Origin of the sequence: Veillonella sp. T11011-6, assembly GCF_002959755.1 — a bacterium.
In the GTDB taxonomy this organism is placed as follows: Bacteria; Bacillota; Negativicutes; order Veillonellales; family Veillonellaceae; genus Veillonella.
The window spans coordinates 693,740-719,371 of the sequence record NZ_PPCW01000001.1 but is presented as its reverse complement, the minus strand read 5'-3'; the positions used below and the strand labels follow the sequence as shown (position 1 = coordinate 719,371).

The window sequence follows — 25,632 nt, the reverse complement described above, 5'->3', positions numbered from 1 at the left end:
GGTTTATATGACATATCAAGAGGCCTTAGCCTATTTAGAACAGGCATCTTCATTCGGTATTAAGCCTGGCCTTGAACGAATTACAGCGCTTATGGAAGCCCTTGGGAATCCACAAGAGGACTATAAAATTGTTCATGTTACTGGGACGAATGGTAAGGGCTCGGTTACCTCATATATTTCCTACGCACTGTTTACAAGTGGATTACGGGTGGGGCGATTTACATCGCCTCACCTTCAATCCTATACGGAGCGAATTCAAATCAATGATGGAAATATTACAGAGGAAGCCTTTGGCGAATTAGTTAGCCGTGTAAAAGTGGCAGTTGATACTATCATTAGTAACGGCATAGAAGCACCAACGCAATTTGAAATCTTGACGGCTGCAGCCTTTTTGTTCTTCAAAGATCAAGCTGTAGACTATGCAGTGGTAGAAGTTGGCTTAGGTGGACTACTAGACTCCACAAATATCGTGACTCCAAAAGTATCTGTTATTACCAATGTAACAATCGATCATCAAGCATATTGTGGTGATACTGTTGAGGAAATTGCACGTCACAAGGCAGGGATTATTAAATCCAAAGTTCCTGTTGTAACGGCTGCACAGGATGCACCTCTTCGTATTATTGAAGAAGTGGCTAAAGAGAAGCATGCTAAAGTATATGCTTTCAATAAAGATTTTGGTATCGATAGCCGTAGTGCCGTAACAGGTGGTCAAATGATTACTGTGAGTACTAATGATGCCGCTCCTGCGATGCTCTTTACGACAATGGCCGGTATTCATCAATCTGTAAACCTCGCATGTGCATTGATGGCTGTACGTCTATTGATGAAAGAAGATAAGAGCATCAGTGAAGAAACGATGCGCGAAGGCTTTGCTCGGACTACGTGGGCAGGACGTTTTGAAGTTAAACGCGGCTTAGATCGCACCTTTATCTTTGACGGTGCACATAATGCGGCTGGCGCAGAATCCTTCAGTATGACCTATGCTGAGCTATTTAAGGACGCCCCAAAAACGATTGTGATGGCAATTCTTAAAGATAAAAATCAAGATGCTATTATTCGTGAAGTAGTTAAGGCAGGGGATACGGTTCTCGTAGTATCTGCACCAACAGATAGAACAGAAGTACCAGAGGTTTTGGTTGAAAAAATACGTCACATTGTTCCAAAAGCTGTAGCCCAAACAGCTGATTCTGTTGAAGACGCATTGGCTTTAGCCTACAAACATACAAAGAATGGTGATATTATCGCTGTTTGTGGTTCTTTATATATTTTAGGAGATGCTCGTCAGTGGTTTAACCATGAGATGAGTCACTAAGGTGAGCCTATGGAACTCTCACTTATTCCTAATCAGAAGAGAATCACGTTCTATATTGAGCGTCTAATTTATGGTGTGGTGGTTGCTATGCCATTACAACCTATGGTGGGGGATGTACTCCTGTGGCTAGCGATAGGACTTGCTTTATATGATTTGATATCTAGTAAATCACTGAGTTTACCGACGGGTTATTTATCCTGGTCTGTTATGATATTTGTGGTATGGACTGGCATATCTGCACTAGTATCAGAAAATTGGGATTGGTCAATTCAAAGTTGGTTTTATCAAATCGTAGCCAGCGGAGGCATGTATTATCTAGTTCGCACATACATTCAAACACCTAAACAGTGGAATTATTTTCTTCGTGCTCTATTAGGTACTGCTGTTCTGGTGTGTATCATAGGTGCTTATCAATATGTATTTGTTCCTAATATCCATATAAAAGAGTGGGTAGATGCAGCACAGTTCCCAAAATTGATGCGACGCATGTCTTCCACCTTACAAAATCCTAATTTGTTGGGAGCCTATCTATTGATGGTGCTCAGCGTATGTATCAGCTATATCTTGGTATATATGAAAGAAAATCGTACCCGCGAAGTCGTTACGATGCTCGTTATAGGTATTATATTATTCTTAACGATGCTACTAACCTATTCTAGGGGAATTTGGATTAGCTTTGGAGCGATGATTTTGTATTGGGCAATCTTTGTGGAACGAAGATTATTCTTATCTTTATTAGCAGTGCCAGTAATTTTATATTTTTATGATGGTGAAATAGCTTCAAGGTTGTGGTCTATATTCCAAGGCCATGATACATCAGCTGATCTTCGATGGGCTTTATGGGATAGTACCATGTATATCGTACGTGAAAATCCTATCTTTGGTATTGGGTGGAATACATTTTACTTAGTATATCCTGATTATAATTATTACATTCAAGGACCTCACGTCTTGATGTATCATGCTCATAATTTGTATCTCAATATATTAGCTGAATCAGGCATCCCAGGATTGATATCATTCCTAGCAGTTATTATTGGTCATGTTATTACATCTATAAGACTTAAAGGGGATATATTCCGCCAAGCTGCACAAGTTGGTGTAGGTGCGTTAGCTATAGGTGTTTTATTTAGTGGCTTATCCGATTTTGAGCTATATAGTCATCAAGTAACCATCGTATTTTGGCAATTGTTTGGTTGGGTAGGGGCTTTTGTAAAAGTTCAGTTATCTGCTGATAAATCTGCATAATTGTAATATCTTGTATAATTAGCATGTTTTATGGTAGATATATAATTTCATAATATGGTATAATTAATACATACCTTGGGTAGGTACGTATTAGGTAGTATAACCGGTTTTCTAATGTTAGACATAATTGAACATTATCGTTAGCATTTGAAAGCCGGTTTTTTGTATATCATTGTATCTTTATAGGGAGGTGTAAGGTCTAGTTCTTGTATATGAGATGTTGTTTTATATTGAAAAGGGTCTATATATTGTATGGAGAGAGTTCGATTTAATTGAAAAACATCAATATATGCCATATATCGATGATTCCTGTGAGTTATAACGATGTGAATAAAACTTATGTGGAAATGTGAAAATCTATGCATTTTAATCATAATGCTAATCAAAGTGTGATAAAAAATACATTTTAGTCATATAAGTTGACAATGCATTGGATGTGGACTACGATGAAGTCGGTTTAAGGAACGACCAAGAGATCAAACTGTCGTTTATACAATGTTACTCTTAAAGGAGATGGTAATGGTGATAGACATCAAAGACCGCGTTAAATGTGCGGCCCTCCAAGGTAAAATTGTCACTGCTTATGATGCAGCTCTTTTGATTAACCCTAACGATAAAGTTGGTATTTCCGGCTTTACTCCATCTGGTTATGCAAAAGCAGTGCCATTGGCATTGGCAGAAAGAATGGAAAAAGAACCATTCAAAATTGATTTGTGGACAGGTGCTTCCGTAGGTGATGAAGCTGATGGCGCGTTAACTCGTGCTAACGGTATCAATCGTCGTTTCCCATATCAAACAAATGGGGATACACGTAAAGCCTTAAATAGCGGTGCTGTTAAATACATCGATATGCATTTAAGCACAATGGCACAAAATGTTCGCTATGGTTTCTTTGGCGATTTAGACGTAGCTATCGTAGAAGTTTGTCAAATCAACGAAGATGGCTCTTTAGTACCTACAACATCTGTTGGTAACTCTCCAACATTTGTTAGCCAAGCTAAAAAAGTTATCGTAGAAGTAAACGTATCCCAACCACTTTCCTTGGTAGGTATGCATGATATCTATGAACCACTCGATCCACCACATCGTAAACCAATTCCATTGGAAACACCTGGTGATCGTATTGGTACTGAAGCAATTCCTTGTGATCCAAGTAAAATTGTTGCAGTAGTACCTTGTGATGTTCCTGATACAACAAGACCTTTGGCACCTATCGATGATGATGCAAAAGCAATGAGTCAACACCTTATCAAATTCTTCGAACAAGAAATTGCAGAAGGTCGTTTACCTAAAAACTTGCTTCCATTACAATCTGGTGTAGGTTCCGTAGCGAATGCGGTAATCAGTGGTCTTGCTAAAGGCCCATTCACAGATTTGTCCATCTATACAGAAGTAATCCAAGATGGTATGTTCGACTTGATCGATGCTGGTAAAGTAACTGTATGTTCCGGTACTGCATTAAGTCCTTCTCCAGATGGGTTGAAACGTTTCTATGCGAATATTGATGAATATCGTAAAAAAATCATTCTTCGTCCGCAAGAAATTTCCAACAACCCTGGTATTGCTCGCCGTATTGGTGTCATTGCCATGAATACCGCTATCGAATTTGATATTTTTGGCAATGTAAACTCTACTCATATTATGGGTAGCAAAATGATGAATGGTGTTGGTGGTTCTGGTGACTTTGCACGTAGTGCATATCTCACTATTTTCTGCACTAACTCCGTTGCTAAAAATGGCGACATCAGTTCTATCGTTCCATATGTATCTCATGTGGATCACCCAGAACATGACACTATGATTTTCTGTACAGAACAAGGTGTTGCTGACTGCCGTGGTTTGAGCCCAGTGGAAAGAGCTCGTTTAATCATTGAAAAATGTGCTCACCCAGACTACAAACCTATGTTAACTGAATACCTAGAAAAAGCATTAGCTGCAACAAAGAATGCCCATACACCTATGTTGCTTGATGAAGCTCTTTCTTGGCATAAACGCTTCACAGAAACTGGAAGCATGAAAAAATAACCTGTTTTTTTAGGAGGATGATGAAAACATGGCTTACGAAAACTTAAAAGCCCAAATTGCTGAGTACAACAAACTTTGTGACGAAAAAAGTGCAAAAACTCCAGAACGTCAAAATTTAAAATACAACCGTGTATACACACCAGTTGATATCGAAGGTTTTGACTATGAACGTGATTTGGGTATGCCTGGCGAATTCCCTTACACTCGTGGCGTACAACCTACTATGTACCGTGGTCGTTTCTGGACAATGCGTATGTATGCAGGCTTCGCTACAGCAGAAGAATCTAACAAACGTTACCGCTACTTAATCGAGTCTGGTGCAACTGGTCTTTCCTGCGCATTCGACTTACCTACACAAATCGGTTACGACTCCGACGATGCAGTTGCAGAAGGCGAAGTTGGTAAAGTAGGTGTAGCGATTGACTCCTTGGCAGATATGGAAATCTTGTTCGACGGCATCGACCTTGGTAAAGTATCCACATCCATGACAATCAACGCTCCAGCATCTGTTTTGTTGGCAATGTATATCGCAGTAGCTGAAAAACAAGGCGTACCTTCCACAGAATTGAAAGGTACAATTCAAAATGATATTTTGAAAGAATACGCAGCTCGTGGTACTTACATTTTCCCACCAAAACCATCCATGCGTTTGATCACTAATATCTTCGAATATTGTTCTCAAAACGTTCCAAAATGGAACACAATTTCCATCTCCGGTTACCACATCCGTGAAGCAGGTTCCACAGCAGCTCAAGAAATCGCATTCACAATTGCTGATGGTATCGCATACGTAGAAGCAGCTTTGAAAGCTGGTCTTGATGTTGATACATTTGCTGGTCGTCTTTCCTTCTTCTGGAATGCTCATAACAACGTACTTGAAGAAGTTGCTAAATTCCGTGCATCCCGCCGTTTATGGGCAACAATCATGAAAGAACGTTTTGGTGCTAAAAAACCAAAATCCATGATGCTTCGTGTACATACTCAAACAGCTGGTTCCATGTTGACTGCACAACAAGTTGATAACAACATCGTTCGTGTTGCTCTTCAAACTGCAGCTGCTGTAATGGGCGGTACTCAATCCTTACATACAAACTCCCGTGACGAAGCGTTGGCTCTTCCTACAGAAGCATCTGTACAAGTAGCTCTTCGTACACAACAAATCGTGGCTTACGAATCTGGTTTGGCTGACGTAGTTGACCCATTGGGCGGTTCCTACTATGTAGAAGCTATGACTAACGCTATCTATGACGAAGCTATGGCATACATCAAGAAAATTGATGAAATGGGCGGCGCTGTAGTAGCAATCGAAAAAGGCTACATCCAAAAAGAAATTCAAGAATCCGCTTACAAATGGCAAATGGAAGTTGAATCTGGCTTGCGCACAATCGTTGGCGTAAACAAATTCCAAGTTGAAGAAGAAGCTCCAAAAGACTTACTTCGCGTAGATGCTTCCGTTGGTGTTAACCAATCCAAGAAAACTCAAGCAGTTCGCGCTAACCGCGATCAAGCAGCAGTTGATAAAGCATTAGCAGCTCTTAAAGCTGGTGCAGCTGATGAAAACGTTAACTTGATGCCATTAATTCTTGATGCAGTTAAAACATATGCTACTTTGGGTGAAATTTGTAATGTATTGCGCGAAGTATTCGGTGAATACGAAGCTCATTCCACATTATAATATCGGCTAATTTCGGAGGTAATTAATCATGGCAGAAAAACGTATTAGAGTAATCGTAGCAAAACCAGGTCTTGATGGTCATGACCGTGGTGCAAAAGTAGTAGCACGCGCACTTCGCGATGCTGGTTTCGAAGTAATCTACACAGGTCTTCGTCAAACTCCAGAACAAATCGTTGAAGCAGCTCTTTCTGAAGACGTTAATGTAGTTGCATTATCCCTTCTTTCTGGTGCTCATAACACATTGTTCCCTAAAATTGTTGAACTTTTGAAAGAAAAAGGCATGGGCGATGTACTTGTAATCGGTGGTGGCGTTATTCCTGACGCTGATATCCCTGGCTTGAAAAAAGCTGGCGTAGCAGAAGTATTCACACCTGGTACACCAACTGGCGATATCGTTAAATTCATCAACGAAAACGTTAAATAATTAATTGGGCAAGAGAGGAGCACAACTGAATTGTTGGCTCCCCTCTATTCCCATATTCTAAGATAGGTGGTGAGGCGAGTGGATTTAGTTAAAGAACTTTTCGAAGGTTCTCGACTAGCCTTAGCACGGTCCATAACAGCTGTAGAAAACGAGTATGATAATGCCATTGATATTATGAAGGCTATTTACCCTAAAACAGGGAATGCACGTATTCTCGGTATTACTGGGGCCCCTGGTGCTGGTAAAAGTACGTTGACAGATAAAGTTGTTAAACATTATCTAGATCAAGGTAAGAAAATCGGCATCGTTGCCATCGACCCAACTAGCCCATTCTCTGGTGGTGCTATCTTGGGGGACCGTATTCGAATGAATGATTTGACATTAAATGAAAATGTATTTATTCGAAGCATGGGCACGCGTGGTAGTCTTGGTGGTTTGTCCAAAAAGACTGCAGACGTTGTAAAACTCATGGATGCCTTTGGCATGGATTTAGTAATCATTGAAACAGTAGGTGTAGGTCAATCGGAAGTAGATATCGTAAAAAATGCAGATACTACATTGGTTGTACTTGTTCCTGGTCTCGGTGATGATATCCAAGCTATCAAGGCAGGTATTCTTGAAATTGGCGATGTATTTGCTATCAATAAAGCTGACCGAGATGGTTGTGATCGTTTGAATGTAGAAATTGAAATGATGCTTGACCTAGACTCTCGTGAAGTAAAATGGCGCCCACCGATTAAGCGCACAATTGCTAGTAAAGACCAAGGCGTAGATGAACTCATCGACGCTTTAGATGAACATTTTGAGTATCTTGAAGATTCTGGTGAATTGGAATCTCGTCGGGCAGAACGTACTCGTGATGAAATCATCGCAATGATTAATGAACAAATTGGTCGTTATGTAGCTGACAAAATCGTTACAAGCGACGAATTTAATAGCCAAGTGGCAGCTGTTAATGAACGCGAAAGCGATCCATACACAGTTGTTAACGGCGTAATGACAAGCGTGCTAAAGTAGACGGCGACTACATAGCATTAGAGATTTAGCCTTATAAAGGAGATAATCGAAATGGCTTTTAAAGTATTACAAGTGGATCACATCGGTATTGGTGTTAATGATTTAGCAGCAACTAAAGAATTCTATAAAAATGCATTGGGTATTGAACATCTTCCTGAAGATGAAGTGGTTGAAGAACAAAAAGTAAAAGTATCCTTCTTCCCATGTGGCGATGCTGAACTTGAATTCTTAGAAACTACAACTCCAGATGGCCCTATTGGTAAATTCATCGAAAAAAATGGCGGTCGTGATGGTATCCAACATGTTGCATTGCGCGTTGATAATATTGAAAATGCTATTGCTGATTTGATGGCTAAAGGCGTTCGTATGATTGACGAAAAACCTCGTTACGGTGCAGGCGGTTCCTCCATTGCTTTCTTACATCCAAAAGCAACAGGCGGCGTATTGCTTGAATTATGTCAACGTATGAAATAATACAGTATCCAATTCACATCATTATGTATGAGTAATAGATATACATATTCATATAATCATGAGTTATATATTAAATATGTATGCATGCTTGAACTTTAATTATTAATGAAATAAAATGATACTGTAACAAGTTTTATTTGGAGGTGCTATAATGGCAACAGTGCAAGAAAAAATCGAGTTATTGCACGAAAAACTAGCTAAAGTTAAAGCTGGTGGCGGTGAAAAACGCGTTGAGAAACAACATGCTCAAGGCAAAATGACTGCTCGTGAACGTTTGGCTAAATTGTTCGATGATAACTCTTTCGTTGAACTTGATCAATTTGTTAAACATCGTTGTGTTAACTTCGGTCAAGACAAGAAAGAATTACCAGGCGAAGGTGTAGTAACTGGTTATGGTACTATTGACGGTCGTTTAGTATATGCATTCGCACAAGATTTCACTGTAGAAGGTGGTTCCCTTGGTGAAATGCATGCTGCTAAAATCGTTAAAGTACAACGTTTAGCAATGAAAATGGGTGCTCCTATCATTGGTATCAATGATTCCGGCGGTGCTCGTATTCAAGAAGCTGTAGATGCTCTTGCTGGTTACGGTAAAATTTTCTTTGAAAATACAAATGCATCTGGCGTTATTCCACAAATTTCCGTAATCATGGGTCCATGCGCAGGCGGTGCTGTATATTCTCCAGCATTGACTGACTTCATCTACATGGTTAAACACACATCTCAAATGTTCATCACTGGTCCTGCAGTTATCAAATCTGTAACTGGTGAAGAAGTAACAGCTGAAGATCTTGGTGGTGCAATGGCTCACAACTCTGTGTCTGGTGTTGCTCACTTTGCAGCTGAAGACGAAGATGATTGCATCGCTCAAATTCGCTACTTATTAGGCTTCTTGCCATCCAATAATATGGAAGATGCTCCATTAGTAGATACTGGCGATGATCCAACTCGCGAAGACGAAGGCTTGAACAGCTTGTTGCCTGATAACAGTAACATGCCATACGACATGAAAGATGTTATTGCAGCTACTGTAGATAATGGTGAATACTATGAAGTACAACCATTCTATGCTACAAACATTATTACTTGTTTCGCACGTTTTGACGGTCAATCCGTTGGTATCATTGCTAACCAACCAAAAGTAATGGCTGGTTGCTTGGACATCAATGCATCCGACAAATCTTCCCGTTTCATCCGTTTCTGTGATGCTTTCAATATTCCAATCGTTAACTTCGTTGACGTTCCTGGTTTCTTGCCTGGCACAAATCAAGAATGGGGCGGTATCATTCGTCATGGTGCTAAAATGTTGTATGCTTACTCTGAAGCTACAGTACCAAAAATTACTGTTATCACTCGTAAAGCATACGGCGGTTCTTACCTCGCTATGTGTTCTCAAGATTTGGGCGCTGACCAAGTATACGCTTGGCCTACATCCGAAATCGCTGTAATGGGTCCTGCTGGTGCAGCTAACATTATCTTCAAAAAAGATGAAGACAAAGACGCTAAAACAGCTAAATACGTAGAAGAGTTCGCAACTCCATACAAAGCTGCAGAACGTGGCTTCGTAGATGTTGTAATCGAACCAAAACAAACTCGTCCAGCAGTTATCAACGCTTTGGCTATGCTTGCAAGCAAACGCGAAAACCGTGCTCCAAAGAAACATGGTAATATTCCATTATAATTCGATTCGATAACAAGATCATCGAATTTGGGAGATACCTTTCTTTACTACTTTTTTAGAAAGGGGAATGATTATGGAAGGACAAGCAGTTACTACCAATCCTTGGTTAATCATGGCCATTAATATGACAGTTGTATTTGTTGTGTTGATTCTTTTAGGTATTTTGATGTCAATCGTTCATTTGATTGACCCTACTAAGAAGAAAAAAGACGTACCACCAAGTGCACCTGTTGCGGCTTCCGCAGCTACACCGGTGGCTGCACCAAATGCATCTGCTCAAAATGAAGGTGAAGTAGTAGCAGCTATCGTAGGTGCCATTGTGGCGATGGGGTATTCATCTGAACAAATTGCATCTATTCGACCTACAGCAACCAGTGCTAAATGGCGCTTGGAAGGTCGTTTAAGCGGTAGAGGTTAATAATATTTTAGGAGGCATTTGTAATGAGCAATGCTACAACAACTAACGGTAAAGCTCCATCTCAAGATGTAGTAGCAGTAATCGTTGGTGCATTAGCGGCAATGGGTTATTCCGCTGATCAAATCGCGCATATCCGTCCAATCGTAAGCTATAATTGGAAAATGGAAGGACGTTTGCGCGGTAATCGATAAGATTATTGGCAGTTAGATAATCAAATAGATTATCCAATTTATATGTGTAAAGAAAATTTATAAGTATTGTGTAGACACTACACATTTTGGAGGAATTTAAAATGAAAAAATTCAACATTACAGTAAACGGCACAGCATATGATGTAGAAGTTAATGAAGTAAAAGGTGCAGCTCCTGCAGCAGCTCCTAAAGCAGCTCCAGCAGCAGCTCCTAAAGCAGCTCCTGCACCAGCTCCAGCTCCAGCTGCAGCAGCAGCTCCAGTTCCAGCAGGTGCTGAAACTGTAAAAGCTCCAATGCCTGGTAAAATCTTATCTGTAGCAGTATCCGCTGGTCAAGCAGTTAAAAAAGGCGAAACTTTGTTGATCCTTGAAGCTATGAAAATGCAAAACGAAATCGCAGCTCCTCATGATGCTGTAGTTTCTGAAGTTCGCGTAGCTGCTAACCAAACTGTATCCACTGGCGACGACATGGTTGTTCTTGGTTAATACCAAGTTGTGTGTGGCGCGGCAGAGCCGCGTCATATGACAATTTTATATTTGTGAAAGGGGAACGCATATGGAGGCTTTTGCTGTTGCGATTCAATCCGTTATTACAGATAGCGGGTTCCTCGCATTTACAACAGGCAATGCTATTATGATTCTTGTAGGTTTGATCCTATTGTACTTGGCATTTGCTAAAGAGTTTGAACCTTTATTGTTGGGTCCGATTGCGTTTGGTTGTGTACTTGCTAATATTCCTCGTAATGGTTTCGAAGAAGGCGTTATGGCACTTATTAGCGCAGGTATCTCCCAAGAAATCTTCCCACCTTTAATTTTCCTAGGTGTAGGTGCAATGACTGACTTTGGTCCACTCATTGCTAATCCTAAAACATTGCTTTTAGGTGCTGCTGCTCAAATCGGCGTATTCGTTGCTTTAGGTGGCGCAATGATGCTTGGCTTCACAGCTCAAGAAGCAGCTGCTATCGGTATCATCGGTGGTGCTGACGGCCCTACATCCATTTACTTAGCTACTAAGCTAGCTCCTCATTTATTAGGTGCTATCGCGGTTGCCGCATATTCCTATATGTCCTTGGTACCGTTGATTCAACCACCTGTAATGAAATTATTCACTACGCAAAAAGAACGCGAAATTGTTATGGAACAATTGCGTGAAGTTACACGTTTTGAAAAAATCGTATTCCCAATTATTTCTACGATCTTCATTTCCTTATTGCTTCCTTCCATTACATCCCTTTTAGGTATGTTGATGTTAGGTAACTTGTTCCGTGAATCTGGCGTAACTGATCGGTTGTCCGATACATCTCAAAATGCTTTGATCAATACTGTTACTATCTTCTTAGCAACTGGTACTGGTTTAACAATGAGTGCGGAACACTTCTTAAGCGTGCAAACACTCCTTATCATTTGCTTAGGTTTAGTTGCATTCATCGGTGGTACTGCTGGTGGCGTATTATTCGGTAAATTGATGAGCTTAGTAGATGGTGGTAAAACAAATCCACTTATTGGTTCTGCTGGTGTATCCGCGGTTCCAATGGCGGCTCGCGTATCTCAAGTTGTAGGTGCGAAAGCTAACCCAGCTAACTTCTTGCTCATGCATGCTATGGGTCCAAACGTAGCTGGCGTTATCGGTACAGCAGTAGCAGCAGGTACAATGCTTGCTATGTTGTCCAGCCACTAGTAATTTAATAATTATTCACCAAGGTGTGCCTAATTAGGTACACCTATTGGTGAATATAAAAACCCTTCAAATCTATGTATTCATGCATAAATAGGGTATATTTGCAATAAATGCTTTTCAGATTGGTCATTAGGTGATACAAGCATTCACACAATAACCTTCTAGTGCTTTAAATTTAGTAGAGGTGGTCACTTGTTATCTGTAGAATTAAAAATACTGATTTGTTTTATCTGGGCATTTATTGTATTTTTTATTACGGCACTGATTATCGGTGTTGAAGGCAAAGCTAAATGGTTTCAACGCAGAACTAAATATACTTGGTTTAATCGCCGAGGATTTTTAGGTGAAACCTTATTCTTTGGGTATCCTAAAACAAGAGAGGGATATGGGATTACTTTTTTGATGGCTTCCGCCATTGGTATCGTAGGTTATATTTTATACCTCTTATAACTATATCAGTGCATTTCTCTGAAGGGAGATGATGATGTATGGGTACTGCAGAACAAACCTTAATCGTCCTCGCAGTCATGGCTGTTTTATTTGTTACGGAAATTATTCCTTTAGCTATTACTTCTTTAGGCGGCGCTATTACACTTGGCCTTATGGGTATTATTACTCCTAAGGTTGTATTCTCTGGTTTATCTGATAGTACAGTTGTGTTGTTTGCTGGCATGTTCGTTGTTGGTGCAGCATTGTTCTACACTGGTTTGGCTCAAAAAATTGGGGAAACAGTAGTATCTCATGCTGGTACTAGCGAAAATGGCTTAATGCTAGCAATCATGGTTGTTACAGCAACTATGTCCGCATTCTTATCTAACACTGGTACTACAGCTGCTTTACTTCCTGTAGTTGTTGGTATCTGTGCTGTTGCTAAGATTCCTGCATCTCGCCAATTGATGCCTTTAGCATTCGCTGCAGGTATTGGTGGTATCATTACAATGGTTGGTACACCTCCAAACATTATTGTAAGTGGTACATTAACTAAATTTGGTGAACAACCATTTGGTTTCTTCGAATTTGCTTGGATCGGTATTCCTTTGACTATCGCCACAATCGCATTCATGATGCTTATTGGTAAACATTTATTGCCTAAACATGAAATTCAAGATGCTGGCGACGTTGAACAAGAAGTAGCTGCTGAAGATATTTCTAACGATCCTAAGAAACAATTATACTCTGGTCTTATTCTTTTAGGTGTAATCATTGCTATGATTTTAGGTGACTTCCTAAAAGGTTATGGTATCAACTTACCATTGAGCATGGTTGCAGTTATTGGCGCAATGCTTTGCGTATTAACTGGTTGCTTGAACGAAAAACAAGCTTACACATCTATTGACTGGGTAACAATCTTCTTATTTGCTGGTATGATGCCAGTAGCAACTGCACTTGACCAATCTGGTGCAGGTAAAATGATTGCTAATGCAGTAATCGGTGTTATGGGTTCTGACCCTAGCCCTTACTTTGCAACAGCAGTATTATTCGCATTGTCTTGTGTTATGACTCAATTTATGTCTAACACAGCATCTTGTGCATTGTTGGCTCCTATCGGTATCTCCATTGCTCAAGGTATGGGCGCTGACCCTCATGCTGTATTGATGGCTATCGGCGTTGCTGCATCTTGTGCATTCGGTACACCTGTAGGTACACCTCCAAATACATTAGTACTTGGCCCTGGTCAATACAAATTTACAGACTATGTAAAAGCCGGCGTTCCATTGATTTTAGTTTGCTTCGTAGTAAGCTTAATTATCATTCCAATGGTATGGCCATTCTTCCCTGGTAAATAATAGGGGATAGGTTACTCTACTATAAAGCACATACGAGGTCGAATCGTAAGATTCGGCCTCGTTTTTTATGATTTTAGCCTATATGATTTTAATATAGATAACATATAAGTGTAATCAAAAGCAATATGAATTAAACTAATTTGCATGATTAATTTTACACAATTGACTACATCGAAAAAAATATGATATAGTATATTGTGTAAGATATAATAATGTAATGTTGAATAAGGAGGTCATCTATGACAAAAGAAAGATTTAACATGTTAGTTGGTTCTATTGGTGCATTTATTGGTGTATTTGTATTTTTAGCCTATATCCCACAAATAATTGCTAATCTTCATGGTCAACCTAGTCAACCATGGCAACCATTATTTGCAGCAGTATCCTGTTTGATCTGGGTATTATATGGTTGGACAAAATCACCTAAACGTGATTATATTTTAATCGTACCAAACCTTGCAGGCGTTATTTTAGGTACACTAACATTCTTAACATCTTTCTAAGTGCTATAAGAAAAAAATAGTATTATTGTTATATATTGAATAATAGTAAAGATATTACTTTACTTTATAAATATAAATGAGGTCGAATCGTATGATTCGGCCTTTTTTAGAGTGAAGTTTATATGTTAGATTAAAATATAGATAAGCGTTAAATCTGTTGTAATAAAAAAATAGTTTTTATGATAATAAATATTGATAATTAAATTCCTATTATAATGATTAGGATTTTATAAAATTGATAATTACAACATTCTCATTTGTTGAATATCATATTCAATTAATTAAATGAAAAGTAATATCAAAATACCTATAAACATAGGCTTTGTATGATAAAAATGAAAAAGTGATATGCAAAAATATATACAGTTTTTTATCATTTTCATTTGACTTTCAAAAAGAACTGTGTGATAATGAGAACATAAGTTGAGGCAAGTGCCTTTCTAAATGATAATAAAAAGTTCTGATCTATATTTTTATGGAGGTCCTAATTATGAGAGTTATTGCTGATGGTTGCATTAAATGTGGTTCTTGCGCATCTGTTTGCCCAGTTTCTGCTATTTCTGAAGGCGAAACTAAATACGAAATCAACGATACTTGCATCGATTGCGGTTCTTGCGAATCCGTTTGCCCAGTATCTGTAATTTCCGCTGAGTAATCACAAATTAAACGGCCCCTCATTGAGGGGCTTTTTATTTTGCCTAAATTTGGTTAACTTAGTATAATAGGACTATTAAGATATATATTATTATAAGGGAGTACAGCTTGTTTTATATTATACTAATCCTTTGGTTACTTTTAGATCAATGGACTAAATATTACATTATGAATCATTTTATGTTAGGTGAGTCTTTAGTGGTTATACCCAATGTATTTCATTTAACATATATTATTAATCGCGGTGCAGCATTTGGCATGCTTGCTAATCAGCGATGGTTCTTTTTACTGGTAGCAGTTATTTTGCTTGGTGCTTGTGCATATTATTGGAAGCGCTTATCAAAAGGTCCTTGGACTTTAAAGATTGGATCTGCTTTATTAGTGTCCGGTGCTATTGGTAATGGCATAGATCGTTACATGCTTCATGGCGTTGTAGATTTTTTTGATTTCCGTATATGGCCTATTTTTAATGTTGCTGATATTGGTATCTGTGTAGGCGTAGCTTTAGTAGTCTACTATTTATTTACATTAAAAGATGATGATAAATAATTCATATATTATGACAAATAATTAATTAATATATGATACTTAACTCATAGAGAGGTAGAGGATGAACGAATATATTGTAAGTGCTGAGCAAGACGGTATGAGACTGGATGTGTTCTTAACAGAACACATGGAAGGGTCTCGTAGCTATATTCAAAGTTTAATTAAAGGTGGTCACGTTACAGTAGGTGCTAAGGTAGGGAAAGCAAATCTTAGACTTACACCAAATGCTGTTGTACGTGTAGAGATACCGGAGCCTGAATCTGTAGAGGTAAAACCAGAGGATATTCCTTTAGATGTATTGTATGAAGATCATGATATTATCATTGTAAATAAACAACGTGGTATGGTTGTTCATCCTGCGGTGGGCAATTATTCGGGTACACTTGTTAATGCATTGCTATATCATTGTAAGGATTTGTCCGGTATTAATGGTGAGATTAGACCTGGTATTGTTCACCGTTTAGATAAGGATACATCTGGTGTTATGATGGCTGCTAAAAATGATGCAGCTCATATAGGTTTAGCGGAGCAGGTAAAGGAGCATTCTGCTAAACGGACATATTTAGCATTAGTACAAGGTAATATTGTAGAAGAAAAGGGTACTATTAAAGCTCCTATTGGAAGACATCCTAAGGATCGTATGAAAATGGCTGTTGTCTTTGAAAATAGTAAGGATGCAGTCACTCACTTTAACGTGGTTGAACGATTTGGCCATCAAACCTTGGTTGAATGTAATTTAGAGACTGGGCGCACACATCAAATTCGTGTACATTTTGCTCATATTGGACATCCTGTTGTTAATGATCCGTTCTATGGTTACCGTCGTATGGATTTTCCTATTGAAGGACAGGCATTGCACTCTAAATCTTTAGATGTAAAACATCCTATTACAGGTGAAAGTATGCATTTTGAGGCGCCTCTTCCAGATGACTTCAAAGCATGTATAGAGTTTGCTAAAACATATCGAGAAGATAAGCGTAAATAAGCGAAAAAATGAAAAGAAATCAAACGAAATGTAAAGAAACGTAGACAAACGTAGACAAACGTAAATACATGCAAATGAAATAACTGTCTTATATTGTGGTTTACTAAATAATCTTCTAACTATATTTGTAAAGGGGCATAGAGAACTCTGTGCTATAAGGGCGTATATATGGAAAAGAAACGCTTATTGATGGATCAAGATGCTATTATGCGCGCGATTCGTCGTATTAGTCACGAAATCCTAGAACGTAATAAAGGCTTATCTAATGCTCTTATTGTAGGCATTGAACGACGTGGTGTTATTTTGGCAAAACGTTTGCAGGCCGAAATCGAACGCATTGAAGGTATTCGTATTGAATGTGAATCACTCAATGTTGCTATGTATCGTGATGATCGTGATGCTCGCCAAAAAGAGGGGAAACCATGTACGATTGATACAACGGAGAAAACAATCATTCTCGTGGATGATGTACTTTACACAGGGCGTACTATTCGTGCAGCGTTAAATGCATTGATGACATCTGGTAGACCTAAATCTATTCAATTAGCAGTACTCGTGGACCGTGGTCATCGTGAATTGCCGATTCGCGCAGACTATGTGGGTAAAAATATTCCTACATCACATCTTGAAAGTGTACGAGTTGCCGTAGAAGACTTAGATGGTGAAGAAGGGGTTACAATACAGGAATAATCTGTATTGTAACCCCCTTTTTGCTTAAATTAAAATTATACTTTTTATTTGATATATTGCGGTGTATAGGTATAGTCTGTATGCCCTATACGTTTATCTTTATTATGGAAACATAAGGCTTGTATATCTGTAGCTAGTGTATCTATATGATGCATAGATTTTCCAAGATTATTGAGCTGAGTAGGTGCTTTAGCCCATTTTTGAATGAGTGGAATGTCATGTTTAGTTCTCAGCCATTGACGTCCTCTGTCGTTAAAGGCTAGTAATCTAGCGTATTGAGGACCGTCTTGCATAGCGATATTTATCAAGTCTTTCGTAATGCCTAATGTAAGATATGCACCCATGCGCTGTAAACGGGCGTAGGTGTAGCGCTTGGATTTTATTTGCTCAATGGCAGATTCCCATGAAGGCTGTTGTGCTGCTTTTAACCACAAGTGTTCAATACCTTCAGTAAAATCAACAAAACGCTCTAACTCATTGGCTGTCATGCGGCGACTCAACATATGTACCATATTGTAATATCTATTGTAGTCGACATAGTCATCATTTGTGATTCTATGCGTCATATCATCTAGAATTGGTGTTGGAATAGTACTTTGAAGCGTTGAACACATATCTAAGGGATTAGCAGTAGTGATGAGTTGACGCAATGCCGTACCGGATGGTAACTCTTGATCGAAATTGTAATTGTGGTGATCAGATGTACGCTGAATAGGAATATATTCTAAGTTTGGATAATACTTTAATGCAGCACGGATATATTCAAGCCCTAATAAGGCATTAGGTGTGCTAAGTGATTCGGAGCCTAGCGCTTTGCGGAAGGCTGTACCATAGGACATGCCTTTATTTAAATAATTGCGTAATTCATTTTGGGTGCTTTCACAATCGATACGTTTGGCTATACCTATGAGCGTATTTAGATCAGTAGTTTCAGAACCAAAGGAGAGGGTATCAATAGAGAGTGCTTTCACCATACGGATGGCGCCAGTTCCAAATAGTTGCGCGCTACCTAAGGAATAGAGTGTAGGGAGTTCGATAACGATATCTGCACCGCCAAGAATGGCCCAACGAGCACGATCGAACTTAGAGAATAGGGCCGGCTCACCACGTTGCACAAAGGAGCCACTCATAATACAGATGCGCAATGCATCAGGGTATTCTGAAGCTAACGTATGTAGTTGGTGTGCATGTCCATTGTGAAATGGATTGTATTCGCAAATAATACCGATGGTTTTCATAGTGACTCCTTTCATTAGTGTTAGTGTAACAAAGCATAGAGGTACTGTAAATAAATTTTGAACTTAGTGGCTATACGTGAAAGAAATAGACGTAAAAATGTACGTAAAACTAAAGTTTATTGTAGATTTTATTTGTTCTATAGGCTATAATTAACTGTAAATGCTGAATTGATGTGAGGTATATGATGAAACAAAATTGGAAACGTACATTACAAGGGGCTCTGCTCGGTGCTGCGCTACTAGCAATGGCGGGATGTGGCTCTACAAATGTAATGGATACATATAGTTTTGGCCATCAAGTTATCCGTGCTGGTCAATCTGAAATTACCATTGCTTTGCCTTATGAAATGGGTAAAAGCACAAAAAATATGTCTGATGATGGGTATCCAATTGATATTTATGGATCTGTTACAGACCATATGGTGATTGAGGTTGAGGCTTTGCGTGCCGGTGAAAATAAACCATTGCCAACGGTGGATGAGTATGTTAACCGCAGCAAATCTGAGTTTACTAAAATCGGCGGCACCATCAAAGAAGAGTCTGTAGCTTTAGAAGGCGCGTCTGCTAAAAAGCTTGATGTGACTTATACAACTCAAGGGCAAACATTTAGATTTTCTCAATACGTATTCTTAGATCATGGCGTATTGTGGAATATAGTCTACCAATATCCTGAAAAGGATCAGGTAGGTGCTGATATCAGCAAAGAAATTCAAAACAAGATTCAAGTTACACAACAGAAAGAGGGTTAATCGATGAACGTATTAGTAGTTAACTGCGGTAGTTCTTCCTTGAAATATCAATTACTTGATATGACAACTGAAACAGAATTGGCAAAAGGTCTTTTTGAGAAGATTGGTGATCAAGACGCTATCTTCACTCATAAACGTCCTAACGCAGATAAATTAGAACGCGTTGAACCAATTTTGAATCATAAAGAAGCTCTTCGTATTTTACTTGATATTTTAGTTGATGCTGAATATGGTGTAATTAAGTCTATGGACGAAATCGACGCTGTTGGTCACCGTGTAGTACATGGCGGTGAAAAATTCGCTGACTCCGTATTGATCACTCCAGCTGTTATGGAAGCATTAGAAGAATGCTGCTCATTGGCTCCATTGCATAACCCACCAAACATTCAAGGTATCGAAGCTTGCCAAGCTATCATGCCTAACGTACCACAAGTTGCTGTATTCGATACTGCATTCCACCAAACAATGCCTAAAGAAGCTTACATGTATGCGCTTCCTTACGAATACTATGAAGATTATGGCATCCGTCGTTACGGTTTCCATGGTACATCCCACAAATATGTTGCACAACGTTGCGCTGAATTGATGGGCAAACACATGTCTGATCTTCGCATCATTACATGTCACTTAGGTAATGGTTCTTCCGTATCCGCTATTAAAGGTGGTCGCTCCATCGATACTACAATGGGCTTTACTCCATTGTCTGGTTTGATCATGGGTACTCGTACTGGTGATATTGACCCAGCTATCGTTCCATTCTTGATGAACAAAACTGGCATGAACTACGATGAAGTAGACGCTATTATGAATAAAAAATCCGGTGTACTTGGTATTTCCGGTGTGTCCAATGACTTCCGTGTTATCGAAGAAGCAGCATCTAATGGTAACAAACGTGCTCAATTAGCATTGAACATGTTCCATTACAAAGTTCGCCGCGTAATTGGTGCATTCGCAGCAGTTATGGGTGGCGTTGATGCTATCGTATTCACAGCTGGTATCGGTGAAAACGGTATCGGTAACCGTGATGCAATCTGCAACGGTTTAGAATACTTGGGTACTCGCATTGACTCTGAACGCAACAACATCCGCGGTAAAGAACAAGAAATCAGTGCTGAAGGCTCCAAAGTTAAAATCTTCGTAATCCCTACAAACGAAGAAATCATGATTGCTCGCGATACTCAACGTATTACAGCATCCTTGAAAAAATAATATAGTTCGTATCTGAACTAGGTGACTAATAGAGTCATAAAACCCCGTCTATATCATAGATATAGGCGGGGTTTTTGTAGTTTTTATACTTAGAATACCTTATAATAGAATGTATAGTTATAAAGTAGTAGTTCTTTTAAAGGGGTAACACATGACAGTATTATATGAAGAAAAATCTCAGCGTGCTAAAAGTGCAGAGTGGCTAGTATTATGTTTTGTTATTCTATTATTATGCGGTGTAGCATACACTACATATCGTAGCATTAATTTACATACTGTGCTAATAGCTGAATACTTTATTGAAATTATGGCCATCATCGTAATTGTGAAACAGGCGGTTAGCCGATATACCTATATTTTGACAGACACAAAGTTGGTCATTGAAGAATCTTCTATTTTTAGAAAACGCCATTTTGAAGTGGATTACGATATGATTGATGGGGTGTTTAAGTTTGAACGTGAATTATTGACGAATATTAAATATCGATATAAATACAGAAAATGTTCTACTTCTGATCCACGTCCTATATGGTCTCTAGTGTATGCGATTGTAAAGGGTGATAAGGTCCAAAATGGTCGCCTATTACTGAAAGCAGATGATAAATTCTTTGAAATCTTAGAAGAACATGTACCAGGGCGTATCCGTGTGCCACAAGCAGACATTGTATTCTATGCTGCAGTGCGTGCTGATGCGGTAAAACACGGAGAAGATGTACAAGAGTACTATAAAAAGTTAACTACTCCTGAAAAGGATGGTCCAGATATTACTGTTTAGTTTACAAATATTCTGATTTATATTTTGTGATCTATATTTTCTGAGCTATGCTAGTTAGTCTTATTAATAAAATAGTTAAATTAACTAAAATTCTTATACCGTAAAGGAGTGCAAATGGCTGGATTATATTTGGCGAGCCAATCACCGCGAAGAACTGAATTGTTAACACAAGTTGGCATTGATCATATTGTCGTATCGAGCGCCTATGAAGAGGCTAATGCTGGTTATGATGATCCCATTGAAATGGTAAAAGCACAGGCTTTAGGTAAAGCTCGTGCTGCTGTAGATGTCCCTGAAGGCAGTATTGTGCTTGGCGCTGATACGATTGTCGTGCTAGAGAATCAAGTGTTAGGTAAACCTAGTGATGAGGCTGAGGCCCGTCAGATGCTAGAACGTTTATCAGGCCAAGTTCATTCTGTTATTACGGGGGTAGCCTTACTCATTAAAAATCAGGAAATAGTTTTTCATAATGAAACAAAGGTATATTTTAAAAAGTTAGCACCTTTTGAAATTGAATCCTATATCGGTAGTGGTGAGCCTATGGATAAAGCTGGAGCCTATGGTATACAAGGGAAAGGCGCTTTATGGGTAGAGAAGATTGAAGGCTCTTATACTAATGTGGTTGGCTTACCTGTAGAGCATGTGTATGATGAACTATGTAAAGCATTAGGTGCTAAATAATACTATCGCTTTATAGTGATAGTGCTATAATTGGCTGTGCTGTGCTGTGCTGTGCTGTGCTGTGCTGTGCTGTGCTGTGCTGTGCTGTGCTGTGCTGTGCTGTGCTGTGCAAGAAATATATAAAGAGAGTAGATGTGTTGGTTGCTTGATCGATAGATGGTGTTATCTATTTGAATGGAGAGATTCTATGGAAGTACCAACAGTAAGTGTAAAAGACATGTTGCCGTTTCAACGGCCCCGAGAGAAGTTTCTTACCCTAGGGCCATCCCATATGGCGATGGAGGAACTATTAGCTATTTTATTACGAACAGGGGTAAAGGGGCAGTCCGCCATTTCCTTAGCTAACGATATCGTACAATCCTTTGATGATGGCGTATATGGTTTAAATCGAATGACCGTTGAAGAACTCGTTAAAATCAAGGGTATTGGTACAGATAAAGCGGTGACCTTATGTGCAGCTCTTGAGATGGGGCGGCGCTTGGGAGAGCTTAAAATCAAGGAAACTTACGAAGATTTTTCACAGCCCTTTGTTATAGCCCAATATGTAATGGAGCGTTTGCGTCACGAAGAGGTAGAGCATGTATGGGCAGCTATGTTGACGTCACGAAATAAATTGATTCAATTAGAACATATTTCTAATGGCGGTCTAGTATCTAGTCTCGTAGAGCAACGTGCTGTTTTTAAGAAGGCCATAGCGTGTAATGCGGCGGCCATTATCTTAATACATAATCATCCATCTGGCGATAGTCGTCCTAGTGATGAAGATATACGACTAACCAAGTTATTTGTCAGTGCAGGTCAGTTCATGGGGATACCTGTGTTAGATCATATCGTCATTGGTGATAATGAATTCACTAGCCTTAGTGAAATCGGTAAACTCAGTTAAGTTATTCGTATATGATAAGTTTTAAAATGTATAATAATGGCTTTATAGTTTGTTGTATCAGTAAATAAGCACTCATAATGATGCGTTCTTTATTATGTCTAGTAAATAGAGAATGCATCATGATATGGGTGCTTTTTCTATTTTGTTCGACCTATAGGTAGCTTTGTAATGTATTACTTATGAGTGTGTAAATTATGTATGACTTAAGGGTACTTGAATTATGCATTTTCTGTGCTGCTAACAATGGTAAAAGCCTTGATATTAATAGAAAAAGTCGCATTATATGTGGTAAAATGGAATGATGATGTAATGAAGGAGATTTTACTATGAGTTCCATTTTACCTACTCTAGGAAAAGATGTAAGTATAGATATTGGGTCCATACAGACGCGCCTCATGGGGGGGACGCGAGGAACCGTTATAAGCGAGCCATCTATTATAGCCACTGATACGAAACAAGAAAAAGTAGTAGCCGTTGGCGATGAAGCGGCTCGCCTTGTATTGCGTATGCCAGATATGTGGCGACCTTTGACACCGTTGAAAGATGGCTTTATTGTGGATTACCGCGTTATGCATACGATGCTTAACTATTTTCTGAATAAGGTATCTAATGCATTGCGTCGTGCTCGAGTTCTTGTTGGTGTTCCTTGTGGTATGACTGATGTTGAGCAAAGAGCGATGATGGATGCCGTTATTCAGGCGGGAGCCCGCGAAGTATTTCTTATTGAACGTCCTGTGGCTGCAGCTATTGGTTGCGGTGCACCTATCTTTGAAGCTCGTGGATCCATGGTCATTGATATTGGTGGTGGCACCGTAGATATGGGTATTGTTTCATTGGGCGGTATTGTAGATAGCAAAACCATACGCTTTGGTGGCTCAGATATTAATAATGCGTTGCTACGCTATGTACGCGAGTGCTTTGGGGTTATCGTTTCTGATGAAATTATAGAGGATATTAAGCATACCGTAGGTACTGCTATGGCACCACTAGAAGATGCGGAATATGCCTTTCAAGGCCGTGATATGATGAATGGTTTAGGTAGACGTTGTGTCATTCATCAGTCTGAAGTATACCAAGTTGTTAATGACTGTATCGGAGGCCTTTTGGATGAATTAAAACAAATGATTCGTTCCGCTGAACCTGAAATTGTAGCCGATATTATGCAATATGGAATCTACCTCACTGGTGGTACAGCGCAATTATCTGGCCTGGCAGAGCGTATTGGTGGCGAATTAGGTGTGCCTGTACACGTTCCGGACGCACCTGAGACGAAAGTTGTTGTAGGCCTTAATGGGGCTTCATCGGACTTAGTGAGTTTATCGAGATTTATTGTAAATTCTAAAAATAGAAAGGGCCAAGACTAATATGATACAGTCAGATAAAAAGTTAATTATCGTCGTTGTCATTAGCTGTATCCTATTGGCTTTGCTCGGATTTGCATGGAAACAACGAACTAGTATCCCTTTTGTTACTGTTACTCTTGAAGGCATTACAACACCATTTGCTTATGGCTCTGCTCGTTTACTTGATGGTGTGCAAACAGGCTTCACAGTGCTCAACAATGCTATTTCTGCAACTATTGAAAGTGATGAGGAAGCATCTCGTAAAGCCGCATTAGAACAAAAGGTAGTTAACTATGATGAGGTAGTGGCAGAAAATATTCGACTTCGTCAGCTTCTTAACTATAAGAGTAGTCATCCGGAATTTTCCATGACATTGGCTGGCATTATTACAAAGGATTACGGTACATGGACAAATACTTTCACTATCGATAAGGGTAGTGAAGATGGGATGGCCGTTAATATGGCTGTCGTTGTACCAAGTGGGGTAGTTGGTTTTATTACCGATGTATATCCTCATTCCTCTCGTGTGCAAACTATTCTTGACCCGCGTAGTGCAATTGGTGTTATCGTACAGCGTCCTGAATCGCGTTTATCTGGTGTTGTAAAGGGCGATGGAGATTCACCTCGTACACCATCAATGGTAAATATTGCTCGTGATGGCGATGTATTAGTAGGGGATAAATTAATAACCTCTGGGTACGGTGGTATCTATCCAAAAGGATTGCCTGTTGGCAATGTACAGTCTATCGAAAATGATACAGAAGGCTTTGTTAAGAATGCCGTTATCACACCTAGTGTAGACTTTTACCGTCTGGAAGAGGTGTTTGTTCTTACATCATCTTCTGTTAGTGCACCACAAAAACCAGGCCTTGAGCCTAAGCTTGTACCTCAAACACAACGAGATCAAGTAGAAGGGGCAAAGGGGGCCGTTAAACCATGACGCGTCTAGCTTTAGTCCTCTGTGGATTTTTAATTTATTTTATACAGGCTCAATTATTGCCTGCTATTTTTCATACGAATTGGTTACCCAATTTAATCTTGACCATCATTGTTATGGTTACTCTTTTTAAAGGGCGTCGTATGGGGATAATGGCCGCTGTTATAGGTGGTATCGTTCATGATGTATTGATATCTAATTTCTTTGGGCTCCATTTATTCCCTTACGTTCTTGTGGTTTACCTATTATCCGCTGTAAAACATAGACTATATGAAGAACGTTGGTATTGGTCTAGTGCTATCGTAGCTATATGTACCTTGCTGGATGGTTTTATCCGTAGCCTTATGATTTTGGCTAGTGGTGGGGATTTGCATATTGGTTTATATATGTGGCATATGGTTATACCTGTACTGTTTTGGAACGGCGTATTGGCTGCTATCGTACATGGATTGTTGTGGCGTAAGGATGAACAACAAGATTATATTTGGTAATAATTTGGTA

Annotated in this window: 28 protein-coding genes; 27 read left to right on the top strand and 1 reads right to left on the bottom strand. The window is 39.2% G+C overall.

Annotated features, from left to right (window positions below; translation table 11 throughout):
- Positions 1 to 7: 7 nt before the first annotated feature.
- The 19 genes from VRHSUH10_RS03380 to pyrR all read left to right on the top strand — a co-directional run bounded on the left by VRHSUH10_RS03380 (position 8) and on the right by pyrR (position 17,313).
- A complete protein-coding gene (locus VRHSUH10_RS03380; RefSeq protein ID WP_105089443.1) occupies positions 8 to 1,315 on the top strand; it encodes a folylpolyglutamate synthase/dihydrofolate synthase family protein in 1,308 nt (435 codons plus the stop codon).
- 9 nt (positions 1,316 to 1,324) lie between these two features.
- Complete coding sequence (locus VRHSUH10_RS03375; RefSeq protein ID WP_105089442.1) at positions 1,325 to 2,563, top strand: O-antigen ligase; 1,239 nt, start codon at positions 1,325 to 1,327, stop codon at positions 2,561 to 2,563.
- A gap of 519 nt (positions 2,564 to 3,082) precedes the next feature.
- Positions 3,083 to 4,588 carry an acetyl-CoA hydrolase/transferase family protein gene (locus tag VRHSUH10_RS03370; protein ID WP_039969068.1) on the top strand — a complete coding sequence of 502 codons (1,506 nt, stop codon included), beginning with the start codon at positions 3,083 to 3,085 and terminating at the stop codon, positions 4,586 to 4,588.
- A 28-nt stretch (positions 4,589 to 4,616) separates the two neighbouring features.
- Positions 4,617 to 6,263: a methylmalonyl-CoA mutase gene (locus tag VRHSUH10_RS03365; RefSeq protein WP_005386006.1), complete on the top strand. Its 1,647-nt coding sequence runs from the start codon at positions 4,617 to 4,619 to the stop codon at positions 6,261 to 6,263.
- Positions 6,264 to 6,291: 28 nt separating this feature from the next.
- A complete protein-coding gene (locus tag VRHSUH10_RS03360; RefSeq protein WP_005386008.1) occupies positions 6,292 to 6,687 on the top strand; it encodes a cobalamin B12-binding domain-containing protein in 396 nt (131 codons plus the stop codon).
- 78 nt (positions 6,688 to 6,765) lie between these two features.
- A complete protein-coding gene (meaB, locus tag VRHSUH10_RS03355; protein ID WP_005386009.1) occupies positions 6,766 to 7,704 on the top strand; it encodes a methylmalonyl Co-A mutase-associated GTPase MeaB in 939 nt (312 codons plus the stop codon).
- 51 nt (positions 7,705 to 7,755) lie between these two features.
- Positions 7,756 to 8,178, top strand: coding sequence for a methylmalonyl-CoA epimerase (gene mce, locus VRHSUH10_RS03350; RefSeq protein ID WP_005386012.1), 423 nt, complete (start codon positions 7,756 to 7,758; stop codon positions 8,176 to 8,178).
- A 151-nt stretch (positions 8,179 to 8,329) separates the two neighbouring features.
- On the top strand, positions 8,330 to 9,859 hold the full coding sequence (locus tag VRHSUH10_RS03345; protein WP_005386013.1) for a carboxyl transferase domain-containing protein: 1,530 nt from the start codon (positions 8,330 to 8,332) through the stop codon (positions 9,857 to 9,859).
- Positions 9,860 to 9,932: 73 nt separating this feature from the next.
- On the top strand, positions 9,933 to 10,277 hold the full coding sequence (locus VRHSUH10_RS03340; protein WP_105089441.1) for an OadG family protein: 345 nt from the start codon (positions 9,933 to 9,935) through the stop codon (positions 10,275 to 10,277).
- Between the two features lie 23 nt (positions 10,278 to 10,300).
- Entirely contained in the window at positions 10,301 to 10,468 is a 168-nt protein-coding gene (locus VRHSUH10_RS09500; RefSeq protein ID WP_004696483.1) for a hypothetical protein, read from the top strand.
- Between the two features lie 101 nt (positions 10,469 to 10,569).
- Positions 10,570 to 10,953, top strand: a complete 384-nt coding sequence (locus VRHSUH10_RS03335) for a biotin/lipoyl-containing protein (protein ID WP_105089440.1) — start codon at positions 10,570 to 10,572, stop codon at positions 10,951 to 10,953.
- 70 nt (positions 10,954 to 11,023) lie between these two features.
- On the top strand, positions 11,024 to 12,145 hold the full coding sequence (locus VRHSUH10_RS03330) for a sodium ion-translocating decarboxylase subunit beta (RefSeq protein ID WP_005386017.1): 1,122 nt from the start codon (positions 11,024 to 11,026) through the stop codon (positions 12,143 to 12,145).
- Positions 12,146 to 12,337: 192 nt separating this feature from the next.
- Positions 12,338 to 12,595 carry a hypothetical protein gene (locus VRHSUH10_RS03325; RefSeq protein ID WP_005377387.1) on the top strand — a complete coding sequence of 86 codons (258 nt, stop codon included), beginning with the start codon at positions 12,338 to 12,340 and terminating at the stop codon, positions 12,593 to 12,595.
- A 38-nt stretch (positions 12,596 to 12,633) separates the two neighbouring features.
- Positions 12,634 to 13,932: an SLC13 family permease gene (locus VRHSUH10_RS03320; RefSeq protein WP_105089439.1), complete on the top strand. Its 1,299-nt coding sequence runs from the start codon at positions 12,634 to 12,636 to the stop codon at positions 13,930 to 13,932.
- Between the two features lie 239 nt (positions 13,933 to 14,171).
- Positions 14,172 to 14,435, top strand: coding sequence for a SemiSWEET family transporter (locus tag VRHSUH10_RS03315; protein ID WP_004696474.1), 264 nt, complete (start codon positions 14,172 to 14,174; stop codon positions 14,433 to 14,435).
- A 490-nt stretch (positions 14,436 to 14,925) separates the two neighbouring features.
- Positions 14,926 to 15,090, top strand: a complete 165-nt coding sequence (locus VRHSUH10_RS03310) for a DUF362 domain-containing protein (RefSeq protein WP_005386021.1) — start codon at positions 14,926 to 14,928, stop codon at positions 15,088 to 15,090.
- Positions 15,091 to 15,197: 107 nt separating this feature from the next.
- Positions 15,198 to 15,638 carry a signal peptidase II gene (gene lspA / locus VRHSUH10_RS03305; protein ID WP_105089438.1) on the top strand — a complete coding sequence of 147 codons (441 nt, stop codon included), beginning with the start codon at positions 15,198 to 15,200 and terminating at the stop codon, positions 15,636 to 15,638.
- A gap of 61 nt (positions 15,639 to 15,699) precedes the next feature.
- Entirely contained in the window at positions 15,700 to 16,623 is a 924-nt protein-coding gene (locus VRHSUH10_RS03300; RefSeq protein ID WP_105089437.1) for an RluA family pseudouridine synthase, read from the top strand.
- Between the two features lie 168 nt (positions 16,624 to 16,791).
- Positions 16,792 to 17,313 carry a bifunctional pyr operon transcriptional regulator/uracil phosphoribosyltransferase PyrR gene (pyrR, locus tag VRHSUH10_RS03295; protein WP_105089436.1) on the top strand — a complete coding sequence of 174 codons (522 nt, stop codon included), beginning with the start codon at positions 16,792 to 16,794 and terminating at the stop codon, positions 17,311 to 17,313.
- 44 nt (positions 17,314 to 17,357) lie between these two features.
- Here pyrR and VRHSUH10_RS03290 read toward each other — a convergent pair whose 3' ends face one another.
- Entirely contained in the window at positions 17,358 to 18,551 is a 1,194-nt protein-coding gene (locus VRHSUH10_RS03290; RefSeq protein WP_105089435.1) for a nucleotidyltransferase family protein, read from the bottom strand.
- A 185-nt stretch (positions 18,552 to 18,736) separates the two neighbouring features.
- On the opposite strand from VRHSUH10_RS03290, the gene VRHSUH10_RS03285 reads away from it, so the two are divergent.
- The 8 genes from VRHSUH10_RS03285 to mreD all read left to right on the top strand — a co-directional run bounded on the left by VRHSUH10_RS03285 (position 18,737) and on the right by mreD (position 25,622).
- Positions 18,737 to 19,300, top strand: coding sequence for a hypothetical protein (locus VRHSUH10_RS03285; RefSeq protein WP_039969076.1), 564 nt, complete (start codon positions 18,737 to 18,739; stop codon positions 19,298 to 19,300).
- Between the two features lie 3 nt (positions 19,301 to 19,303).
- Entirely contained in the window at positions 19,304 to 20,509 is a 1,206-nt protein-coding gene (locus tag VRHSUH10_RS03280) for an acetate/propionate family kinase (protein WP_105089434.1), read from the top strand.
- A gap of 151 nt (positions 20,510 to 20,660) precedes the next feature.
- A complete protein-coding gene (locus VRHSUH10_RS03275; RefSeq protein ID WP_105089433.1) occupies positions 20,661 to 21,284 on the top strand; it encodes a hypothetical protein in 624 nt (207 codons plus the stop codon).
- A gap of 114 nt (positions 21,285 to 21,398) precedes the next feature.
- Positions 21,399 to 21,965 (top strand): nucleoside triphosphate pyrophosphatase, encoded by a 567-nt coding sequence (locus tag VRHSUH10_RS03270; RefSeq protein WP_105089432.1) that lies wholly within the window; start codon positions 21,399 to 21,401, stop codon positions 21,963 to 21,965.
- A 187-nt stretch (positions 21,966 to 22,152) separates the two neighbouring features.
- Positions 22,153 to 22,851, top strand: a complete 699-nt coding sequence (radC, locus tag VRHSUH10_RS03265; RefSeq protein ID WP_005386030.1) for a DNA repair protein RadC — start codon at positions 22,153 to 22,155, stop codon at positions 22,849 to 22,851.
- Between the two features lie 326 nt (positions 22,852 to 23,177).
- Positions 23,178 to 24,215 (top strand): rod shape-determining protein, encoded by a 1,038-nt coding sequence (locus tag VRHSUH10_RS03260; protein WP_105089431.1) that lies wholly within the window; start codon positions 23,178 to 23,180, stop codon positions 24,213 to 24,215.
- A 1-nt stretch (position 24,216) separates the two neighbouring features.
- On the top strand, positions 24,217 to 25,134 hold the full coding sequence (mreC, locus tag VRHSUH10_RS03255; RefSeq protein ID WP_105089430.1) for a rod shape-determining protein MreC: 918 nt from the start codon (positions 24,217 to 24,219) through the stop codon (positions 25,132 to 25,134).
- The gene (gene mreD, locus VRHSUH10_RS03250) at positions 25,131 to 25,622 is read left to right on the top strand and encodes a rod shape-determining protein MreD (RefSeq protein ID WP_105085900.1); all 492 of its coding nucleotides are present in this window, start codon (positions 25,131 to 25,133) and stop codon (positions 25,620 to 25,622) included. The genes mreC and mreD overlap by 4 nt, the downstream gene beginning before the upstream one ends.
- The last annotated feature ends 10 nt before the right edge of the window (positions 25,623 to 25,632 follow it).

Excerpts from the sequence above, each read along its gene's own strand:
- VRHSUH10_RS03380 (WP_105089443.1), top strand. The coding sequence starts at position 8 with ATGACATATCAAGAGGCCTTAGCCTATTTAGAACAGGCATCTTCATTC.
- VRHSUH10_RS03375 (WP_105089442.1), top strand. The coding sequence starts at position 1,325 with ATGGAACTCTCACTTATTCCTAATCAGAAGAGAATCACGTTCTATATT.
- VRHSUH10_RS03370 (WP_039969068.1), top strand. The coding sequence starts at position 3,083 with ATGGTGATAGACATCAAAGACCGCGTTAAATGTGCGGCCCTCCAAGGT.
- VRHSUH10_RS03365 (WP_005386006.1), top strand. The coding sequence starts at position 4,617 with ATGGCTTACGAAAACTTAAAAGCCCAAATTGCTGAGTACAACAAACTT.
- VRHSUH10_RS03360 (WP_005386008.1), top strand. The coding sequence starts at position 6,292 with ATGGCAGAAAAACGTATTAGAGTAATCGTAGCAAAACCAGGTCTTGAT.
- mce (WP_005386012.1), top strand. The coding sequence starts at position 7,756 with ATGGCTTTTAAAGTATTACAAGTGGATCACATCGGTATTGGTGTTAAT.
- VRHSUH10_RS03345 (WP_005386013.1), top strand. The coding sequence starts at position 8,330 with ATGGCAACAGTGCAAGAAAAAATCGAGTTATTGCACGAAAAACTAGCT.
- VRHSUH10_RS03340 (WP_105089441.1), top strand. The coding sequence starts at position 9,933 with ATGGAAGGACAAGCAGTTACTACCAATCCTTGGTTAATCATGGCCATT.
- VRHSUH10_RS09500 (WP_004696483.1), top strand. The coding sequence starts at position 10,301 with ATGAGCAATGCTACAACAACTAACGGTAAAGCTCCATCTCAAGATGTA.
- VRHSUH10_RS03335 (WP_105089440.1), top strand. The coding sequence starts at position 10,570 with ATGAAAAAATTCAACATTACAGTAAACGGCACAGCATATGATGTAGAA.
- VRHSUH10_RS03330 (WP_005386017.1), top strand. The coding sequence starts at position 11,024 with ATGGAGGCTTTTGCTGTTGCGATTCAATCCGTTATTACAGATAGCGGG.
- VRHSUH10_RS03320 (WP_105089439.1), top strand. The coding sequence starts at position 12,634 with ATGGGTACTGCAGAACAAACCTTAATCGTCCTCGCAGTCATGGCTGTT.
- VRHSUH10_RS03315 (WP_004696474.1), top strand. The coding sequence starts at position 14,172 with ATGACAAAAGAAAGATTTAACATGTTAGTTGGTTCTATTGGTGCATTT.
- VRHSUH10_RS03310 (WP_005386021.1), top strand. The coding sequence starts at position 14,926 with ATGAGAGTTATTGCTGATGGTTGCATTAAATGTGGTTCTTGCGCATCT.
- VRHSUH10_RS03300 (WP_105089437.1), top strand. The coding sequence starts at position 15,700 with ATGAACGAATATATTGTAAGTGCTGAGCAAGACGGTATGAGACTGGAT.
- pyrR (WP_105089436.1), top strand. The coding sequence starts at position 16,792 with ATGGAAAAGAAACGCTTATTGATGGATCAAGATGCTATTATGCGCGCG.
- VRHSUH10_RS03290 (WP_105089435.1), bottom strand. The coding sequence starts at position 18,551 with ATGAAAACCATCGGTATTATTTGCGAATACAATCCATTTCACAATGGA.
- VRHSUH10_RS03285 (WP_039969076.1), top strand. The coding sequence starts at position 18,737 with ATGAAACAAAATTGGAAACGTACATTACAAGGGGCTCTGCTCGGTGCT.
- VRHSUH10_RS03280 (WP_105089434.1), top strand. The coding sequence starts at position 19,304 with ATGAACGTATTAGTAGTTAACTGCGGTAGTTCTTCCTTGAAATATCAA.
- VRHSUH10_RS03275 (WP_105089433.1), top strand. The coding sequence starts at position 20,661 with ATGACAGTATTATATGAAGAAAAATCTCAGCGTGCTAAAAGTGCAGAG.
- VRHSUH10_RS03270 (WP_105089432.1), top strand. The coding sequence starts at position 21,399 with ATGGCTGGATTATATTTGGCGAGCCAATCACCGCGAAGAACTGAATTG.
- radC (WP_005386030.1), top strand. The coding sequence starts at position 22,153 with ATGGAAGTACCAACAGTAAGTGTAAAAGACATGTTGCCGTTTCAACGG.
- VRHSUH10_RS03260 (WP_105089431.1), top strand. The coding sequence starts at position 23,178 with ATGAGTTCCATTTTACCTACTCTAGGAAAAGATGTAAGTATAGATATT.
- mreC (WP_105089430.1), top strand. The coding sequence starts at position 24,217 with ATGATACAGTCAGATAAAAAGTTAATTATCGTCGTTGTCATTAGCTGT.
- mreD (WP_105085900.1), top strand. The coding sequence starts at position 25,131 with ATGACGCGTCTAGCTTTAGTCCTCTGTGGATTTTTAATTTATTTTATA.